The organism is Microbispora sp. CSR-4 (assembly GCF_008033685.1).
Lineage (GTDB): Bacteria > Actinomycetota > Actinomycetes > Streptosporangiales > Streptosporangiaceae > Microbispora.
This window is the reverse complement of the sequence record NZ_VJVX01000135.1, coordinates 1-3,443: the sequence shown is the minus strand read 5'-3', so window position 1 is coordinate 3,443 and position 3,443 is coordinate 1. Positions and strand designations below refer to the sequence as shown.

2 protein-coding genes and 1 pseudogene are annotated in these 3,443 nt (G+C 69.8%); all 3 read left to right on the top strand.

Annotated features, from left to right (window positions below; genetic code table 11):
* The coding region (locus tag FLV34_RS38880; protein WP_147945550.1) for a type IV secretory system conjugative DNA transfer family protein at positions 1-1,398 on the top strand (1,398 nt) is incomplete at its 5' end.
* Positions 1,395-1,958: pseudogene (locus FLV34_RS43120) on the top strand (replication-relaxation family protein); the annotation flags it as partial. The gene FLV34_RS38880 and the pseudogene FLV34_RS43120, both read left to right, overlap by 4 nt.
* A gap of 265 nt (positions 1,959-2,223) precedes the next feature.
* The coding region (locus FLV34_RS43115) for a C40 family peptidase (protein WP_261986077.1) at positions 2,224-3,443 on the top strand (1,220 nt) is incomplete at its 3' end.

Sequence of the window (3,443 nt, the reverse complement as noted above, 5' to 3'; positions counted from 1 at the left end):
CGGATGCTCCGGCGCGGGTTCCTGCTCTCGGTGCCCGAAATCGCCGCCCTGGCGCACCTTCCCTTGGACGCCGCCGTACCGGGTCTGAGCCGTGCCGGGGCCAGGTCGGTGCCGCCCGCGCCGCAGGTCTCCGCGAGGGGCAAGGTGCTCGGCTTCTGCGACGCCGGGCACGTGCGGCCGGTCGCGCTGCGCGTCGCCGACTCCTTTCACCACGTGCACGTCCTCGGCCCGAACGGCACCGGCAAAAGCACGCTGCTGGCCCAGATGATCCTCTCCGACATCGAGGCCGGCCACGGCGTCGCCGTCGTCGACGCCAAGGGTGACCTGGTCACCGACCTGCTCGGCCTCATTCCCGAAGAAGCGGGCGAGCGCATCGCTTTGATCGACCCGGACGACCGCCATCCCCGGCCGGCACTCAACGTGCTGAGCGGCCCGGACCGGGAAACCCTCGCGGACAACCTCGTCGGTATCTTCCACAAGATCTACGCCGACTCCTGGGGCCCGCGCAGCGACGACATCCTGCGCGGCTGCGCCCTCACCCTGTCCCGCAACGGCGGAACCCTCGCCGACATCCCGGCCCTGCTCACCGATCCCCTCTACCGAAAAGACCTCACCGAACGGCTCGACGACCCCTTCCTGCTCGGGTTCTGGAACTGGTACGAGCACCTGTCCGAGCAGGCCCAGGCACACGTCACCGCGCCCATCATGAACAAGCTGCGGGCGTTCCTGCTCCGCCCGTTCGTCCGCGACATCCTCGGCTCAGCACAGTCCACCTTCGACGTCGGCGACGTGCTGGACGGCAAGATCCTGCTCGCCCGCCTCCCCAAGGGCGTCCTCGGCGACGACACCGCCCGGCTGCTCGGCTCCCTTCTGCTGGCCCAGGTCTGGCAGGCCGCCTCTCACCGCGCCCGGCTCGGCCGCAGCCGCTCGCCCTCCGCCTTGTACGTGGACGAGACGCAGAACTTCCTGAACCTCCCGCACGCGCTGGCGGACATGCTCGCCGAAGCCCGCGCCTACCGGCTGTCGATGGTCCTCGCCCACCAGCACCTGGCCCAACTCCCCCGCGACCTGTGCCAGGCCATCAGCTCGGACGCCCGCAACAAGATCTACTTCTCGCTCTCACCCGAGGACGCCCGCGAAGTCGAGCACCACTTCAGCCCCTACCTGACCCGGCACGACCTGGCCAACCTCGGCGCCTTCCAGGCCGCCGCCCGGCTCGTGGTGCGCTCCGCGGAAACCCCGCCCTTCACCCTGCGCACCCGGCCCCTGCCCGAACCCGACCCCGACCTCGCCGCACGCATACGGCTCGCCGCTGCCCGCGCCCACGGACGGCACCCCGCGGCCGGCGACCCCCTTCCAGAAGGAGACCCCCGCACCCAACCACAAGGAGACGAATGAACCAGCACTACACGCCTCGCGTCCTCAACTCGCTCGTCATACGGCTCACGAGCCACGACCGGCGCCTGCTCCGCATGGTCTGGACCCACGAGGTCCTGACCACCCACCAGCTCCTCCAGGCGGCGTTCGACAACGACCACACCGGCCGCCACCGCCTGGTCAAGCTGAACCGTCTCGGCGCGCTCGACCGCTTCCGCCCGCGGCCCCCTCTCGGCTCCGCACCCTGGCACTACGTCCTGGGCGAGGCCGGCGCCGCCGTACTGGCCCTGGAAGACGGCGTCACCCTGTCGGAGTTCGGATACCGGCGCGGCCAGGCCCTGTCCATCGCGTACGGCCAGCGGCTCGCGCACACCATCGGCGTGAACGGCGTCTTCGCCGCCCTGTCCGGCCACGCCCGCCGCGCCGGCGACTGCCGCCTGGACACCTGGTGGACCGAGACCCAGTGCAAAGCCATGTGGGGCAAGCACGTACGGCCCGACGCCTACGGCCGATGGACCGACAACGGCCTCACCCTGGACTTCTTCCTCGAATACGACACCGGCACCGAAACCCTCGATCGCGTCGCCGCGAAGCTCAGCGGGTACGCCTCGCTGGCCGCCGCCAGCGGGATCGACACCCCGGTGCTGTTCCTGACCAGTGGCGCGCGGCGTGAAGCCAACCTGCATGACCGGCTGCGACTCCGAGGCGCTCTCGTGTCGGTACCCGTCGCGACCGCCACCGAGGGCCAGGAACCGCACGACGCCGTCTGGCTTCCGGGCAATCGTACGGACGGGCGGCTGCGCCTCGCCGAACTCGCGCGCCACTTCGGCCAGCAGAGGCGCGCCCTTGATCGCAGAGCTCGGGGTCGGCAAACTCATCGCGGCCGGCGGTTGCCTGGTATGCGGCGTCGTCGTCATCGCCGCCATCGGCGGCGGAGCCAAGTACGCCTTCACCGCCGGCGACACGGCCAAGCTCCGAGCCGCGATCTGCGCCTATGCCGCCCCACCTGGCGCGATACGGCGGGTGCCCGCTTCCCGCTTCGGGCTCTCCTCCCAGCAGATCGCGAACGCCCGACAGATCGTGAACGTCGCTGCCAAGCTGGGGCTTCCCAAGCGAGCAGCCGAGATCGCCCTAAGCACCGCGATTCAGGAAAGCAGCCTTACCAATTTAAGGACCGGCAACGGCTCGTACGGGCTGTTCCAGCAGCAGCCATCCCAAGGCTGGGGGACCAAGCAGCAGGTCACCGACCCCTCCCACGCGGCTCGCTTCTTCTACACGCGCCTGGTCGAGATCCCCGGCTGGGAGCACATGCCGCTCACCCAGGCGGCAGCGCTCGTCCAGCGCCCTCGCGAGGACCTACGCGACGCCTACGCCAAACACGAACCGCTCGCCAAAGCGCTGGTCGCCCTGCTGTGGAAGGGCAGATCGTCCGGGCGAGCGGCCGTGGACACGGTCACGAGCGACGACATGCGGGTCCGTATTCAAACCGCAGCCGGGCTCGGCGTTCCACGTGACGAGCTCGTGGCCAGCATCGCGGCGGACCTGGCCAGCCAGAAGTCAGGCGAGCAACTCGACCCTGACGAGATCAGGAAGCGCGCCGACGACATCTTGACCACGGTCGCGGGCCAGCTCTGCGAGGAACTGAAACTCCGGGCGAACAACCCTGCCGACGAGACGACCTCTGACGGAAACGCGCTGATCGAGGGCCCCGCTGGGCGTGGTGCGATCGCGGTCAGAGCCGCGCTAGCCATGATCGGCGTGCCCTACTCCTGGGGTGGCGGCGGACCCGGCGGGCCGAGCTTCGGCACCGGCCGGGGCGCCAGGACCAAAGGCTTCGACTGCAGCGGCCTCACCGAGTACGCATGGAGCAAGGCAGGAGTCAGCATCGGGTCCTCCACCGGCCCCCAGTGGCACTCGGGCAAGCACGTCGACCGCTCTCAGCTCCAGCCGGGCGACCTGGTCTTCTTCGCCTACAACCCCCGCGATCCCAGCACGATTCACCACGTGGGCCTCTACATAGGCGAGGGGAAGATGGTCCATGCCCCACATACCGGCAGCCATGTGCA